The following is a 14,804-nucleotide window of genomic DNA, read 5'->3' on the forward strand; positions in this document are numbered from 1 at the left end:
TTACGTTCCGCGAGAGTAGGACGTTGCCGGGCAAATATTTATAAATGGATGCGATGAGCCGCACTCGAGACCTGTTAGGTCTCTTTTTTTTGTAATTTTTTAAGGTAGTCTATAGCCAGTTCCAATATTTCTAAAATGTAATTTCTCGTAAAAAGAATTGTTCTCTGATAATAATTCTATTCGAACAGAAGGATATTGTGCTAATAAATAGTCAATTAGTGCTTTAGCATATCCTTTCTTTCTATGACTCTTTGTAACGACAAGTTCTGTAATATATAATGTGACAGTTTCGTCTGTTAAGAATCTAGTATAACCAATAACCTCATTATTTACTTCTATTACAATAATATGAGATGTAATAAGCAATTGTTGGATTTTTTCAATACTGAATGTTTTCCAACCTTCTTGCTGAGCTATTTCATAAATAGATTGTATATCTGTGTCAATTGCATTTCTAATAAACATTTTACTCACTCCTTTTTAAGTATATCTTATTTTAATTATTACAGGAATGACGTTGGACTTTATCATTGATATAATGATAAAGACTAAAAATTAAGAGGTAGCCTTATGAATATTAATGAAAAATTAAAATCTCTAAATGATCATGATGCCATTTCACTACATGTTCCAGGGCATCATAATCATACAATTGGTTATTTAGATGAAATAAATCTTGCTATGGATATGACTGAAATAACTGGGCTTGATGATTTGCATCAACCAGAATCATGTATAAAGATGAGTATGTCTGAATTGAATAGGTATCCTGGTTATTATGGGCAGTATCTCGTTAATGGTACAACTGTTGGAATACTATCTGCAATTTATGCAGTGGCGCATTTAGAGGGGGAAGTATTAATTCCTAGAAATGCGCATAAATCAGTATTTAATGCTTTGAATTTGACGAAGCAAGATGCTAAGTTTATGCCTATGACCATATCAGATAAGACAAACCAATATAACGGTGTAGCTTCATTAAGGGATTTAGATTTGAATCATATTAAATTAGCTGTTTTTACTTATCCTAATTACTATGGTGAAACATTTGATATTGAAGAAATTATTAAAATCTTAAAAGAACACCAAATTCCTGTATTGGTAGATGAGGCACATGGGGCACATTTTGGTATGAGTTCAAACTTCCCTAAATCGTCTATGACATATGGTGCTGATATAGTCGTGCAGTCTTACCACAAGACGTTACCAGCCTTAACAATGGGTTCTGTTCTGTATATGAGAGAAGATTTAGAAATAAAAGCAAATATTCAACAGTACTTGAAGATGTTGCAAACATCAAGCCCTTCATATCTTATTATGGCTAGTTTAGAAAGTGCGGAAAAATTTTATAAGCAGTATGATGATGAAAAATTCAGGTGCAATAGACAAACATTCATTGAAACGATGGAAAATGTTGGATTTGAAGTGGGTAGTCTAGAGGACCCTCTTAAATTAATTGTTTCTTATAGAGGATTAAGCGGATTTGAAATTCAAAAACTATTTGAAGATGTGCATATCTATGTAGAGTTATGTGATTATAAATTTGTGTTATTAGTCTTACCATTATGGCATGAATCAGATAAGTTCCCATTTGAAGATATGATTGATCGTGTTAAAAATATTAAAGTGAACGTTAAGCATCAACTCAAAGAAGAAGTACAATTTAAATTACCATACGAAACAGATAGTACAATGTATAAATACAGCGATATTGAAAAAACAAAAATGATGGACTTGAATACATCATATGGCTATATTGCTGCTGAAGATATTGTGCCTTATCCACCAGGTATACCAGTCATTTTAAAAGGAGAAAATATTCGTAAAGAAATAGTGGATTCTCTTTTACAATGGATTGATAGAGGTGGTAGAGTGGAAGGTATATTAAACAAGCAAATCAAGGTAAAGGATGAACAATAAAATGGGACGATTTATTACGTTTGAGGGTCCAGAGGGTTCTGGCAAAACGACGGTTATACATAAAGTTTATGAAAAGTTAAATCAAGATTATGATATTTTACTGACTAGAGAGCCAGGTGGTATCAAAATAAGCGAAGCGATTAGAAACTTGTTGTTAGATAGTGATGATGACATGGATGAAAGGACAGAAGCACTGCTTTTTGCTGCTGCTAGAAGACAACATTTAGTGGAGAAAATTTTACCTCAACTTAATAAAGGTGGAACGGTATTATGTGACCGATTTGTTGATAGTTCTTTAAGTTATCAAGGTTACGCACGTGAAATTGGGGTAGAAGAAGTTAAGGCAATTAATGAATTTGCGATTGATAACCTTTATCCTGATTTAACGTTATATTTTGATGTACCTGCTGAAGTTGGTTTAAATCGAATTAAAGATAATCAACGTAATGCGAATCGTTTGGATAAAGAAAAAATAGAATTTCATCACAAAGTTACAGATGGTTATAAAAAATTAATTGCTGAGTATCCAGATAGAATTAAAGTAATTGATGCGACGCAACCATTAGAAAAGGTTGTAGATGATGCATATTCTACGATAGTAAAATATCTGAAACAAGATTAAAATATGATATAATAAATAAAGAGGTGTTTAGATATGAAAATGGTAATAGCGATTGTCCAAGATCAAGATAGTCAAAACTTGTCAGAAGCACTTATAGAAAAGAATTTTAGAGCCACTAAACTTGCAACAACTGGTGGATTTCTAAGAGCTGGAAATACAACATTCTTATGCGGTGTCAAAGATGAACGTGTAGATGAATTATTACGTGTTATCGATGGAACTTGTGGTAATCGTGAACAACTTGTTTCACCTATCACACCAATGGGCGGTAGTGCGGATTCTTATATTCCTTACCCTGTAGAAGTTGAAGTAGGTGGCGCAACTGTATTCGTTATGCCAATTGAACAATTCCATCAATTTTAAGAACTGATGAGCTGCCGTTTGAGCAGCTTTTTTATTGCAAGGAGCGTAAAATATGCAATTAACCAAAGAGATTGATCATTTATTAAGTGCACAACAATTATCTCATGCCTATTTATTTGAGGGAGATAATATGTTTGAAATGAAATCTACAGCTTTATATTTTGCAGAACAAATATTATGTGAATCAGAACAAAGTTGTGTGGTTAAAGTTCAAAATTTTAATCATCCTGATTTTGTATATATTCAATCAGATGAAACAACGATAAAGAAACAACAAATAGAAGAATTACTCAGAAAAATGAATCAAAAACCTATCGAAAGCCAATATAAAGTTTACATTATTGAAGCTTTTGATAAACTAACAGTACAGGGTGAAAATAGTATACTTAAATTTTTGGAAGAACCACCTCCAAATACAATTGCCCTGTTACTGACAACCAAGAAAGATCAAATATTGCCAACTATACATTCAAGATGCCAACTTGTTCATTTTAAACCTGCATCTAAAGAAAATTATATAGAAGAATTAAAACTGTCTGGTATTTCTTCTGCAATTGCGCATACATTGAGTTTTGTTACTTCTGATAAAGAAGAAGCACTTGCTCTTACAGAAGAACAATTGTTTGTACAGCTTAGAAAAACTGTAACGAAACTTGCTGAATTGATGGTCAAAGATACACAGATGGCAATGATTTATTTGATCGATTGCATAAAAATTGCTAACACACGCCCGTTGCAGCAATTATTTTTAAATAGCTTGAATGCTTATTTTCAAGATTTATTACATGCCAAAATTCAAATAGATACGATAAAGGCATATCCAGATTTAGAAGTGGAAATTAGAGAGATCAGTCAATATTTATCTTTAAATGACATTTCGAATTATATACAAGTTATAACGGAAGCAAACCGTAAATTAGCGCAAAACGTTAATGCAACGTTAGTATTAGAACAAATGGTTATAAATGGGAAGAGGTGATTAAATGTATGAAATAATTGGTGTTCAATTCCAAAAAGCTGGGAAGAAAGAATACTTCTCACCAAATGGGGAACGTTTTAAAGAAAATGACTTAGTTGTCGTTGAATCTAAACGTGGTATTGAACTTGGTAAAGTTAAATTAACGAATCGCCATGTAGGCAAAGATGATGTTGTCTTACCATTGAAAGAAGTTATCCGTCATGCGACAGAAGCTGATATTCAAAAATATCAAGATAATTTAAAGGATGCAGACGATGCTTTGGCATTATGTAAAGAGTTGGTAGCGACTCACGAACTTAATATGCGACTTGTTAATTGTGAATATACATTAGATAAAAGTAAAGTCATCTTTAATTTTACAGCTGATGATAGAATAGATTTCCGAACTTTAGTAAAATCTTTAGCATATGAATTAAAAACACGAATTGAGTTACGACAAATTGGTGTGAGAGACGAAGCGAAATTACTTGGCGGTATTGGTCCATGTGGTCGTTCGTTATGTTGTTCAACATTTTTAGGTGATTTTGAACCTGTTTCAATCAAAATGGCTAAAGATCAAAACTTATCATTAAATCCAACTAAAATATCAGGTGCTTGTGGTCGTTTAATGTGTTGTTTAAAATACGAAAATGACTATTATGAAGAAGTTAGAAATGAATTACCTGATATTGGTACAACTGTTGTGACGCCAGAGGGTGACGGCAAAGTTGTCGGATTAAATATTTTAGATATAACAATGCAAGTTAAAGTGAAAGGTTTCGAACAACTCTTTGATTATAAACTTGATGAATTACTTGAAGTCCATTCATAAGGGAGGATTATATTGTGAATAGGGACGAGTTGTTTGAAACGATTATGACATTAGAGAATGAACTTAAGCAAATTAATGAACATATGGAAAAGTTGAAAAACCAGGCAGTTGAATTAGTCGAAGACAATGTTGCCCTTCAAATGGAGAATGAAAGTTTGAAGCGTGTAATGGAAACAAGTGAAGACAATCAACAGAAAAAGCCAAACAAGAAATTAAAGCCACTTCAAAGTAAAGATAACTTAGCTATGTTATATCATGAAGGTTTTCATATTTGTCGAGGAGAATTGTTTGGTAAACACAGACAAGGACAAGATTGTTTATTTTGTTTAGAAGTGTTGAATAGATAATAAGAAAATCAGGCATGTTATATGCCTGATTTTTTTAAGTGAGGTGTTTAAATGCTGAATTCGGGAGAAAGACTCGACCAATTATTAAGAGAAGAATTTGAAATTATTCAAAATGATGATGTGTTTTCATTTTCAACAGATGCATTGTTATTAGGAGATTTTACAAAGGTACGAAATAAAGATAAAGTAATAGATTTATGTTCTGGTAATGGCATTATTCCTTTGTTATTGGCACACAAATCTCAAGCTAGTATTGAAGCGGTAGAAATTCAAGAGGCTTTAGTGGATATGGCTAAACGAACGATAGCTCATAATCAATTAGAAGACCAAATATCTATTAGACAAATGGATTTGAAGAATGTATCAACCTCATATCATCCTTCAACATTTGATGTTGTAACGGTAAACCCACCTTACTTTAAAGAAAATCAACAAATACAACATCAAAAAGAAGCACATAAAATTGCGAGACATGAAATATACTGCACATTAGATGATGTTTTAAAAGCAAGTAAGCATTTGTTAAAGCAAGGTGGTAAACTTGTAATGGTCCATAGAGCGGAAAGACTGATGGATGTCTTAAGCGCATTTCGACAATATAAAATCGAGCCTAAAAGATTAAGAATGGTATATAGTACACCTAACAAGAAAGAAGCGGTTACGATTTTAGTTGAAGGTAGAAGTGGTGGCCAAGCAGGATTGAAAGTTGAACAGCCATTTTATATTTATGATGAAAATGGAGATTATTCAAAAGAAATGAAGGTTGTATATTATGGTTAACCATTATACATATATATTAGAGTGTAAGGATCAAACATTATATACTGGTTATACGACAGATTTAGACAGAAGGTTAAAAGTCCATAATGAAGGTAAGGGTGCTAAATATACTAAAGTGAGACGTCCTGTTAAACTTGTATATCATGAGACATTCGATAATAAATCCGAAGCTTTAAAACGAGAATATGCTTTAAAACAGTTAAGTAGAAAACAAAAATTAGCGCTTATTAAGGAGGGGTAATATGTCTATATTATATTTAGTAGGAACCCCAATCGGAAATTTAGAAGATATCACTTATCGTGCGGTTAGAATGTTAACAGAAGTCGATTATATCTTTTGTGAAGATACACGTGTTACAGGCAAGCTTTGTCAGCATTATGAAATACAAACGCCTCTTAAGTCTTACCATGAACATAATAAAGATAAGTCTTCTGAGCAAATATTGAGGTTATTAGAAGAGGGCAAAGATATTGCGCTCGTTTCTGATGCAGGCTGCCCTTGTATAAGTGATCCTGGTTATGAACTTGTGAATCAAGTTAGGGATAATGGTTATCGTGTTGAAACGATTCCTGGACCTAATGCGGCTATTACGGCATTAATGACAAGTGGATTACCATCATATAAATTTGTATTTTTAGGATTTTTACCTAGACATGCGAAAGAGAAACATGATGTATTGGAAAAATGGATGACGAGAGAATCAACGTCTATGATTTATGAGTCACCTTATAGAATTAAACAAACGGTACAAGCAATAGCTGAAATAGATCCAGAAAGAAAAGTAGCAATTGGAAGAGAACTTACTAAGAAATTCGAACAAGTGGAAACGAATCAAATAAAGGTCATTGAAGAAATGCTATCAGATGAGCGTATACCTCAAAAAGGTGAGTTCGTCATCTTGATTGAAGGTGTCGATGAATCGACACAAGTGGATCATTGGTGGGAAGACTTGGATCTCGTTCAACATGTCGAAATTTATATAAATGAACATCAAATGAGATCTAAAGATGCAATTAAACAAGTAGCAGTAGATAGAAATATGAAAAAAAGAGATGTATACGAAGCGTATCATATTGACGAATAAACAAAAAAAGGAAATTTAAAGTAAACGATGTACTTTAAATTTCCTTTTTTTATATGCACCTTTTATTATTTTGATTTTTTCTCAATCTCATTAATTAGTTGCTGAGCGCCTTCTTTACTTAAGACAATTTTACCATCAGCTAAAACAAAATTGTCTTCAGAAACATCTCCAGTAACTTGACAAGTCATGTTAGGTGAGTATTTCTTTAAGATAATTTTATCGTCATCTGTATAAATTTCTAAAGCATCTTTCTCAGCAATGTCTAATATGCGTCGTAATTCGATAGGAATTACTACACGGCCTAGTTCATCTACTTTACGCACGATTCCAGTTGATTTCATCTTTTTACCTCCGTTTAATAAAACCATAATTATCTAATTCGACATTCATTCGACAATTATATAAATAGTATACTAATATGAATTGAAGAAAATGTCAATATAACAATATATTGCATACGTTTAAATTTTGAAATATAAAACAATTGTTATCTCTATACCATAATCAGGTAATATTGAAAAAATGCTTAATTTTCGGTATATTATATAGATAAGATATTAGGAGGAAACGCTGATGACGAAAGAGACTTTTTACATTACGACACCGATTTATTATCCGAGCGGGAATTTACACATAGGTCATGCGTATACTACGGTTGCTGGTGATGTAATTGCTAGATATAAACGGTTACAAGGCTATGATGTTCATTATTTAACTGGTACAGATGAACATGGTCAAAAAATACAAGAAAAAGCTAAAGAAGCGGGCTTATCTGAAATAGAATATTTAGATGGCATTATTAAAAGTATCCAATCTTTATGGAAGAAATTAGACATCTCTAATGATGATTTTATTCGAACTACTGAAGAAAGACATAAACAAGTTGTCGAAAAAGTCTTCGAAAAGTTATTAGCACAAGGTGACATATACTTAGGTGAGTATGAAGGTTGGTACTCAATACCAGATGAAACATATTATACTGAAACACAACTTGTCGATCCAGTTTATGAAGATGGCAAAATCGTCGGTGGTAAGAGTCCTGATTCAGGTCATGAAGTAGAACTTGTGAAAGAAGAAAGTTATTTCTTTAAATTAGATAACTATGCTGATCGTTTACTTAAATTCTTCGATGAAAATCCGGAATTCATTTTACCGATTTCTCGTAAGAATGAAATGATTAACAACTTTATTAAACCTGGTCTAGAAGATTTAGCGATTTCTAGAACAACTTTTGATTGGGGTATTAAAGTACCTTCTAATCCTAAACACGTTGTGTATGTTTGGATTGACGCACTTGTGAACTATATTTCTGCGTTAGGTTATTTATCAGATGACGATACGTTATTTAAAAAATATTGGCCAGCAGATGTGCATTTAATGGCTAAAGAAATCGTTCGATTCCATTCAATTATTTGGCCAATCTTATTGATGGCTTTAGACTTACCTTTACCTAAACGTGAATTTGCTCACGGTTGGATCTTGATGAAAGACGGTAAAATGAGTAAATCTAAAGGTAATGTTGTAGATCCGAACGTCTTAATTGATAAATACGGCTTAGATGCAACAAGATACTATCTCATGAGAGAATTACCATTTGGCGCAGATGGTGTATTTACGCCTGAAGCATTCGTTGAAAGAACAAATTACGATTTAGCTAATGACTTAGGTAACTTAGTAAATCGTACAATAGCAATGGTTAATAAATACTTTAATGGCGTACTTCCTAAATATAAAGGTAAATTACACCCATTAGATGAAGAGATGGAACAAATGGCTTTAGATACTAAAGATAAATTCTATTCATCAATGGAAAACATGCAATTCTCAGTTGCTTTAGCAGAAGTTTGGAAGTTGATTAGTCGTACAAACAAGTATATTGATGAAACAACACCATGGGTATTAGCTAAAGATGAAAATGAACGTGAAATGCTAGAAAATGTCATGATTCACTTAGTTGAAAACATTAGATTTGCAGCAGTATTATTACGTCCATTCTTAACACATGCACCATATGAGATTTTCCGTCAATTAAACTTGGAAAAAGGTAAACTTGATACATTTGAAAGTATTGAACAATATGGCGCTATTGATCAAGATATTAAAGTGATTGAAAAACCTGAGCCTATTTTCCCTAGATTAGATGTAGAGCAAGAAGTGGCATTCATCAAGGATTCTATGCAAGGTGGAACGACTGCAGAACCATCTGAAGAAGAAGCTGAAACTGCTGAGGAAGAAGTAGTACCATCTAAACCAGAAATTACAATTGATCAATTTGATAAAGTAGAAATCAAAGCTGCTACTGTTACAGGTGCAGACTATGTGAAAAAATCAGATAAACTTTTAAAAATAAAAGTAGATTTAGGTAACGAAAAGAGACAAATTGTTTCAGGTATAGCTGAATTTTATAAACCTGAAGATATTGTTGGTAAAAAAGTAGCGGTCGTTACGAACTTAAAACCAGTCAAATTACGTGGTGAATTATCAGAGGGTATGATTTTATCAGCTGAGAAAGACGGCACACTTACTTTAGTAGGTTTACCAAATGCAATACAAAACGGATCTATCATTAAGTAAAGTACTGAAAGGAAGATTCGAATGTTAATAGATACACACGTCCATTTAAATGCGGATCAATACGATGAAGATTTACAAGAAGTAATCGATCGAGCTTTGGAAGAAGGTATCGATAGAATGTTCGTCGTTGGTTTCGACACGAACACGATTGAAAGAACAATGAAATTAATAGACCAGTATGATTTTATATATGGCATTATAGGTTGGCATCCTGTTGATGCAATTGATTGTACGGAAGAACGTCTACAATGGATTGAAGAATTGTCTAAACACCCAAAAATCATCGGTATAGGTGAGATGGGATTAGATTATCACTGGGACAAGTCACCTAAAGATATCCAAAAAGAAGTATTTAGAAAGCAAATCGCATTAGCTAAACGTGTTCAACTACCGATCATTATTCATAATAGAGAAGCAACTCAAGATTGCGTTGATATCTTAAAAGAAGAAAATGCAAGTGAAGTTGGCGGCATTATGCATAGTTTCAGTGGCTCAAACGAAATAGCTGATGAAATACTCAAAATGAATTTCTATATTTCATTGGGTGGACCTGTCACGTTCAAAAATGCGAAACAACCAAAAGAAGTAGCTCAACATGTACCTTTAGATAGGTTACTTGTTGAAACAGATGCACCATACTTATCACCTCACCCTTATAGAGGGAAAAGAAATGAGCCTGCACGTGTAAAACTTGTTGCAGAACAAATTGCTGAATTACGTGGTATTTCTTACGAGGAAGTATGTAAAGCTACTACAGAAAATGCTGAAAGATTATTTAAATTATAAAATATGATGCCCCAAAACGGTTGTTTTGGGGCATCTTTAAAGAAGGAAATGAATATGAAGATAAATGAATTTGTTGTTGTTGAGGGACGCGATGATACAGTTAATGTTAAAAGAGCAGTAGATTGCGATACGATAGAAACAAATGGCTCAGCAATATCAAAAGAAACACTAGAAGTTATAAGACAAGCGCATGAAAAACGTGGTGTCATTGTATTAACCGACCCAGATTTCCCAGGTGATAAAATTAGAAATACAATCAAGCAGTATATCCCTAGTGTGAAACATGCATTTATACCAAGAGATAAAGCTAAAAATAAAAGAGGGAAAATAGGCGTTGAGCATGCCTCAATTGAAACAATTAAAGATGCACTTACAAATGTAAGTTCTCCATTAGAAGCGGACATTGAAACAATTGATAAAGCAGTCTTAATTGATCTTGGATTAATTATAGGACCAGACGCTAGAAGAAAACGCGAAATACTATGCAGTAAATTAAATATAGGCCATTCAAATGGCAAACAATTGCTAAACAAATTAAATGCCTTCGGTTATACTGAGAAAGATGTAAAAGAAGTACTGGGATATAAAGAGGAGTGACACGATGAACGATAAAGATATAGCAACACCTAAACGTACAAAAGCGTTATTAGATCAATATGGATTTAAATTCAAAAAGAGTTTAGGTCAGAACTTTTTAATCGATACAAATATTATTCAAAAAATTATTTCTGCTAGTGATATAGATGAGCATACAGGTGTTATTGAAGTTGGACCAGGAATGGGTTCACTTACTGAACAATTAGCGAGAGCTTCAAAGAAAGTATTGGCTTTTGAAATTGATCAAAGATTAATACCTGTATTAGAAGATACGTTAAGTCCATATGACAATGTAACAGTTGTAAATGAAGATATATTGAAAGCCAACGTCAAAAAAGAAATTGAAACGCACTTAAAAGACTGCGATAAAATTATGTTGGTTGCCAATTTACCTTATTACATTACGACGCCTATATTGATGAATTTACTAGAAAATGATTTACCAATAGATGGCTATGTTGTCATGATGCAAAAAGAAGTAGGAGAACGCTTAAACGCTGAAGTAGGTAGTAAAAGTTATGGTTCATTATCAATAGCTTGTCAGTATTACACTGAAACTGAACGTGTTTTAGTCGTCCCGAAGACTGTCTTTATGCCACCACCGAATATTGATTCAATCGTTATTAAATTAACGAAACGTATTGAACCGATCGTCGAAGTAGATGATGAGAAACTACTATTCAAGCTTTCAAAAGGTGCTTTCGGACAAAGACGAAAAACAATTTTGAACAATTATATTAATACAATTAAAGATGGCAAACTGCATAAAGATGAAATCGTCGAATGGCTAAATGCTTCAAACATAGACCCTAAGCGACGTGGTGAAACGCTAACAATACAAGAATATGCACATCTTTGTAACAATTTGAAAAAATACCCGAATTTATCTGTGTAAATATATTGACATTGCTTTATCAACTTGATAAAATTTAAATTTTATTTGACAAAAATCCACTTTCGTAGTATAATTTTATCTATAGCGAGGTGGGTCAATATGCCGAAGACTTTAGTAGACATCAAAAAAATATTGGAATGTCAATTAGGAAATCGTATTGTACTTAAAGCTAATGGAGGACGTAAGAAGTTAATTGAGCGAAGTGGCGTGCTTAAGGAAACGTATCCATCAGTTTTCGTGGTCGAATTAGATCAAGAGAAACATAATTTTGAGCGTGTATCTTATACATACACTGATGTATTAACTGAGAATGTCCAAGTAACTTTTATGAATGAACATAAAGAGGAATTCATCGTTCAATAATTAAAGGTATTTAATAAAAAACTCTACGCGATATGACTGTGATATGGCGTAGGGTTTTTTATTATGCCAAAAAATAGAATAAAGCTAATACTTTCTAACTTTTATTTATGGTAAAATCATAATAATAAGTTTTAGAGAGGGCAAGTATATGATTTATGAAACTGCACCAGCAAAAATTAATTTAACATTAGATACGTTATATAAACGTGAAGATGGGTATCATGAAGTGGAAATGATTATGACGACCATCGACTTGAATGACCGATTAACATTTGAGTGTAGAGACGATGGGGAAATTATTATTGATGTAGAACATAATTTTGTACCAAGTGATCATAGAAATTTAGCTTATAAAGCAGCAAAGTTGATGCAAGATAGATACAATATTGAAAAAGGTGTGAAGATTTCATTAGAAAAAAGCATACCGATTTCAGCAGGTTTAGCTGGTGGGTCAAGTGATGCAGCCGCTACTTTTAGAGGTTTGAATGAATTATGGGGGATTAACGAATCTTTAGAAACATTAAGTGAGTTGGCTTCGGAAATTGGATCAGATATTTCGTTTTGTATTTATGGAAAAACTGCTTTATGCCAAGGTAGAGGTGAGAAAATTACGCACTTACCTAAACCACCTTCAGCATGGGTTGTTATCGCGAAACCAGATATAGGTGTTTCAACGCCTGAAATATACGGCGCATTAGATTTGGAAAACAAGGAAGAAGTACAAACACAAGCGTGTCTTAAAGCAATCGAAAATAACGATTATGCCACAATGTGTCAGTCGCTTGGCAACAGCCTTGAAAAAGTTACAATGCAGCTGTATCCAGAAGTTGAGAAATTGAAGAATACTATGAGTAATACTGGTGTAGATGCTGCTTTAATGAGTGGTAGTGGCCCGACTATATATGGCTTTGTTCAAAAAGAAAGACAAGCTAAGCAAGTATATAATGCTTTGATGGGATGTTGTAACGATGTATACATCGCGAGACTGCTCGGATAGCTTTGAGGAATGCGAACGATTATAGTATAATTAGGCTTAAAATACGGAATAGAGATTGGAGTTTTATAAATGAGGTTTAAACGAAGTGAAAGAATCGTTTATATGACACAATATTTATTGAAACATCCGAACGAGTTAGTGCCGTTGACTTATTTTGTGAATCATTTTGGTCAGGCAAAGTCGTCTATTAGTGAAGATATACAAATTATTAAAGAAACGTTTACTGCTGAGAGACTTGGTATTATAGAAACGACTGCCGGTGCAAGTGGCGGCGTAACTTACCGACCTAAAATGTACGTCGAAGAAGCACGTGAATTGATTGAAAAATTGTGTGAATTACTAAAAGAAAAAGAAAGACTGTTGCCAGGTGGCTATTTATTTATGTCAGATTTAGTAGGGAATCCTAAACTATTAAATCAAGTAGGGGAATTAATCGCTACAATGTACATGGATGAAGAACTTGATGCGGTAGTTACAATAGCAACAAAGGGTATTTCTTTAGCAAATGCCGTGGCGAAAGTGCTTAATTTGCCAGTTGTGGTTATAAGAAAAGACAATAAAGTAACAGAAGGATCTACAGTATCGATTAACTATGTGTCTGGGTCTTCTAGAAAGATTGAGACAATGGTTTTATCAAAAAGAACATTGCCTGAATATTCGAATGTATTGATTGTTGATGACTTTATGAGAGCAGGCGGATCTATTAATGGTGTAATCAATTTGATGAATGAGTTTAAAGCTACAGTAAAAGGGGTATCAGTACTTGTAGAATCAAAAGAAGTTAAACATCGATTGATTGAAGATTATACATCTTTAGTTAGGTTATCTGACGTAGACGAGTACAATCAACAATTTTCAGTAGAAGAAGGCAACTGTTTAAAAAGATTTAATTAAAAGGAGAGTAATCAACATGAAAAGTATTAACGCAACAAACGCTCCAGAAGCTTTAGGACCATATTGCCATGCAGTAGTAGTAGATAGTTTAGTATTTACTTCTGGTCAAATACCATTAAATCAACAAGGTGAAGTCGTTTCTGAAGATGTCAAAGAACAAACTAAGCAAGTACTAGAAAATTTAAAAGTCGTACTTCAAGAAAGTGGCGCATCTTTAGATAGTGTCGTTAAATCTTTAATTTTCATAAAAGATATGAACGATTTCCAAGACATCAATGCCGTATACGGCGAATATTTTAATGAACATTTGCCTGCTAGAAGTTGTGTGGAAGTTGCACGTTTACCGAAAGATGTAAAAGTTGAAATCGAAATGATTGCAAAAATAAATAACTAACTTCAATTAATATGATGCTGCTACTTTAAATAGACAAAACAGGGGGCACACAAATCATGAAGGTAACAGATGTGAGATTAAGAAAAATTCAAACAGATGGAAGAATGAAAGCATTAGTTTCTATAACATTAGATGACGCTTTTGTTATTCACGACTTAAGAGTAATCGAGGGAAATTCAGGACTGTTTGTGGCTATGCCTAGTAAGCGTACGCCAGATGGGGAATTTAGAGATATTGCTCATCCCATTAATTCTGAAATGAGACAAGAGATTCAAGAAGCGGTTATGAAAGTATATGATGAAACAGATGAAGTCATTATTCCAAAATCAGCTCAAGAAGCCTCAAATTCAGAGGATAGCGATGAAGCATCAGACAGTGAAGAAGAATAACGATATTT

General features: G+C 33.1%; 20 protein-coding genes. 18 read left to right on the plus strand and 2 right to left on the minus strand.

Annotation, left to right across the window (positions count from 1 at the left end):
- Positions 1-99 precede the first annotated feature (99 nt).
- Positions 100-465, minus strand: coding sequence for a GNAT family N-acetyltransferase (locus LQ611_RS11335; protein ID WP_025905590.1), 366 nt, complete (start codon positions 463-465; stop codon positions 100-102).
- 105 nt (positions 466-570) lie between these two features.
- Between LQ611_RS11335 and LQ611_RS11340 the strand changes: the two genes are divergently transcribed.
- From LQ611_RS11340 to rsmI, 9 genes are read left to right on the plus strand one after another with little or no spacing between them, the layout of a single operon-like run.
- Positions 571-1,920, plus strand: coding sequence for an aminotransferase class I/II-fold pyridoxal phosphate-dependent enzyme (locus LQ611_RS11340; protein WP_025905589.1), 1,350 nt, complete (start codon positions 571-573; stop codon positions 1,918-1,920).
- A gap of 1 nt (position 1,921) precedes the next feature.
- Positions 1,922-2,542, plus strand: a complete 621-nt coding sequence (tmk, locus tag LQ611_RS11345; RefSeq protein WP_025905588.1) for a dTMP kinase — start codon at positions 1,922-1,924, stop codon at positions 2,540-2,542.
- A gap of 33 nt (positions 2,543-2,575) precedes the next feature.
- Positions 2,576-2,905: a cyclic-di-AMP receptor gene (locus LQ611_RS11350; RefSeq protein WP_025905587.1), complete on the plus strand. Its 330-nt coding sequence runs from the start codon at positions 2,576-2,578 to the stop codon at positions 2,903-2,905.
- Between the two features lie 52 nt (positions 2,906-2,957).
- Entirely contained in the window at positions 2,958-3,884 is a 927-nt protein-coding gene (locus tag LQ611_RS11355; RefSeq protein WP_025905586.1) for a hypothetical protein, read from the plus strand.
- 4 nt (positions 3,885-3,888) lie between these two features.
- Positions 3,889-4,695 carry a PSP1 domain-containing protein gene (locus LQ611_RS11360; protein WP_025905585.1) on the plus strand — a complete coding sequence of 269 codons (807 nt, stop codon included), beginning with the start codon at positions 3,889-3,891 and terminating at the stop codon, positions 4,693-4,695.
- A gap of 14 nt (positions 4,696-4,709) precedes the next feature.
- Positions 4,710-5,042, plus strand: coding sequence for a DNA replication initiation control protein YabA (yabA, locus tag LQ611_RS11365; protein ID WP_025905584.1), 333 nt, complete (start codon positions 4,710-4,712; stop codon positions 5,040-5,042).
- 51 nt (positions 5,043-5,093) lie between these two features.
- Positions 5,094-5,822, plus strand: a complete 729-nt coding sequence (locus LQ611_RS11370) for a tRNA1(Val) (adenine(37)-N6)-methyltransferase (protein ID WP_119475316.1) — start codon at positions 5,094-5,096, stop codon at positions 5,820-5,822.
- Complete coding sequence (locus tag LQ611_RS11375; protein WP_025905582.1) at positions 5,815-6,063, plus strand: GIY-YIG nuclease family protein; 249 nt, start codon at positions 5,815-5,817, stop codon at positions 6,061-6,063. Before LQ611_RS11370 ends, LQ611_RS11375 begins: the two co-directional genes overlap by 8 nt.
- Position 6,064: 1 nt before the next feature.
- A complete protein-coding gene (rsmI, locus tag LQ611_RS11380) occupies positions 6,065-6,907 on the plus strand; it encodes a 16S rRNA (cytidine(1402)-2'-O)-methyltransferase (RefSeq protein ID WP_025905581.1) in 843 nt (280 codons plus the stop codon).
- Between the two features lie 65 nt (positions 6,908-6,972).
- Here rsmI and LQ611_RS11385 read toward each other — a convergent pair whose 3' ends face one another.
- Positions 6,973-7,248 carry an AbrB/MazE/SpoVT family DNA-binding domain-containing protein gene (locus tag LQ611_RS11385; protein ID WP_025905580.1) on the minus strand — a complete coding sequence of 92 codons (276 nt, stop codon included), beginning with the start codon at positions 7,246-7,248 and terminating at the stop codon, positions 6,973-6,975.
- A gap of 232 nt (positions 7,249-7,480) precedes the next feature.
- Between LQ611_RS11385 and metG the strand changes: the two genes are divergently transcribed.
- The 9 genes from metG to spoVG all read left to right on the plus strand — a co-directional run bounded on the left by metG (position 7,481) and on the right by spoVG (position 14,796).
- On the plus strand, positions 7,481-9,481 hold the full coding sequence (gene metG, locus LQ611_RS11390) for a methionine--tRNA ligase (RefSeq protein WP_025905579.1): 2,001 nt from the start codon (positions 7,481-7,483) through the stop codon (positions 9,479-9,481).
- A 21-nt stretch (positions 9,482-9,502) separates the two neighbouring features.
- Positions 9,503-10,267 (plus strand): TatD family hydrolase, encoded by a 765-nt coding sequence (locus LQ611_RS11395; protein WP_025905578.1) that lies wholly within the window; start codon positions 9,503-9,505, stop codon positions 10,265-10,267.
- A gap of 54 nt (positions 10,268-10,321) precedes the next feature.
- Complete coding sequence (gene rnmV / locus LQ611_RS11400; protein ID WP_239709576.1) at positions 10,322-10,864, plus strand: ribonuclease M5; 543 nt, start codon at positions 10,322-10,324, stop codon at positions 10,862-10,864.
- A gap of 4 nt (positions 10,865-10,868) precedes the next feature.
- Positions 10,869-11,759: a 16S rRNA (adenine(1518)-N(6)/adenine(1519)-N(6))-dimethyltransferase RsmA gene (rsmA, locus tag LQ611_RS11405; RefSeq protein ID WP_239709577.1), complete on the plus strand. Its 891-nt coding sequence runs from the start codon at positions 10,869-10,871 to the stop codon at positions 11,757-11,759.
- A gap of 99 nt (positions 11,760-11,858) precedes the next feature.
- Positions 11,859-12,122 carry a biofilm formation stimulator Veg gene (gene veg, locus LQ611_RS11410; protein WP_025905575.1) on the plus strand — a complete coding sequence of 88 codons (264 nt, stop codon included), beginning with the start codon at positions 11,859-11,861 and terminating at the stop codon, positions 12,120-12,122.
- Between the two features lie 148 nt (positions 12,123-12,270).
- On the plus strand, positions 12,271-13,119 hold the full coding sequence (gene ispE, locus LQ611_RS11415; RefSeq protein WP_025905574.1) for a 4-(cytidine 5'-diphospho)-2-C-methyl-D-erythritol kinase: 849 nt from the start codon (positions 12,271-12,273) through the stop codon (positions 13,117-13,119).
- Positions 13,120-13,188: 69 nt separating this feature from the next.
- On the plus strand, positions 13,189-14,013 hold the full coding sequence (purR, locus tag LQ611_RS11420; protein ID WP_025905573.1) for a pur operon repressor: 825 nt from the start codon (positions 13,189-13,191) through the stop codon (positions 14,011-14,013).
- Between the two features lie 16 nt (positions 14,014-14,029).
- Positions 14,030-14,407 carry a RidA family protein gene (locus LQ611_RS11425; RefSeq protein ID WP_025905572.1) on the plus strand — a complete coding sequence of 126 codons (378 nt, stop codon included), beginning with the start codon at positions 14,030-14,032 and terminating at the stop codon, positions 14,405-14,407.
- 56 nt (positions 14,408-14,463) lie between these two features.
- Positions 14,464-14,796, plus strand: coding sequence for a septation regulator SpoVG (gene spoVG, locus LQ611_RS11430; protein WP_037590328.1), 333 nt, complete (start codon positions 14,464-14,466; stop codon positions 14,794-14,796).
- The last annotated feature ends 8 nt before the right edge of the window (positions 14,797-14,804 follow it).

Source organism: Mammaliicoccus sp. L-M44 (assembly GCF_022386355.1).
Lineage (GTDB): Bacteria > Bacillota > Bacilli > Staphylococcales > Staphylococcaceae > Mammaliicoccus > Mammaliicoccus sciuri_A.